We start from the raw sequence: 349 nt of genomic DNA, 5'->3' as shown, positions 1-349 counted from the left end.
AAGGAAACTTGGCTTTTGGGCGGGATGGAAGCGTGTGGGCTTATTATCAGGTCGAAGGTTATGGGTATGACTTCCGGGATTATGTCCAGAAGATCCACCCTTTCAATAATCAGTTATCCTATTATGTCGAAAATATGAGTGATCTACATTTCCTTATGATCCCGTCCCTTACGGACGTTAACGGGATTTTGGATGAAACGATAGAGAGCATTATGAGAAAGGATTATCCCCTGAGAGAGAATGGGATTGATTACTTCCAAAGGTTGAAACAGACGCTCAGTAATCAACGTTCTTCCCGGGAAACCAATGAATATCATACCTACATCGGGGTACAACTTGATCCTAAAAA

Annotated in this window: 1 pseudogene; it reads left to right on the top strand. The window is 42.1% G+C overall.

The window, feature by feature from the left end:
- Nucleotides 1-349 (top strand): annotated as a pseudogene (locus FE296_RS00200) (ATP-binding protein); the annotation flags it as partial.

Origin of the sequence: Paenibacillus sp. UASWS1643 (assembly GCF_008693195.1) — a bacterium.
Taxonomy (GTDB): Bacteria; Bacillota; Bacilli; order Paenibacillales; family Paenibacillaceae; genus Paenibacillus; species Paenibacillus amylolyticus_B.
This window is presented reverse-complemented; position numbering and strand designations above follow the sequence as displayed.